Source organism: Prevotella sp. HMSC073D09 (assembly GCF_001814145.1).
Lineage (GTDB): Bacteria > Bacteroidota > Bacteroidia > Bacteroidales > Bacteroidaceae > Prevotella > Prevotella conceptionensis.
Genome location: NZ_KV815004.1, coordinates 1 through 300, shown reverse-complemented (window position 1 = coordinate 300; position 300 = coordinate 1). Strand labels below are relative to the sequence as shown.

At 41.0% G+C, this 300-nt stretch carries 1 pseudogene; it reads left to right on the top strand.

Annotated elements, in window-relative coordinates:
* Positions 1-59: 59 nt before the first annotated feature.
* Positions 60-300, top strand: a pseudogene (locus HMPREF2955_RS16730) (IS982 family transposase); the annotation flags it as partial.

Here is a 300-nt window from a genome sequence, read left to right as displayed (position 1 = left end):
TGAAAATCAATAACTTACAAACATATATAGCGATGATTACCACTGACTAAGTTACTGAAATCTTCTGTGTATTGGATGAGTTCTGCAAGAATTTAGATGCCGAATTAACTAAAAATCTCCATATCGCCCCCATAGACGAGGGATATAAGCGAATGAGAAACCGCAAAGGGCAAATGTCCAAGAGCGAAATCATGACCATCCTGCTGTGCTACCATTTTGGCTCATTCCGCAACTTCAAGCACTATTACCTCTTTTTCATCAAGGAACATCTGGCAAGCTACTTCCCAAAGGCCGTGTCCT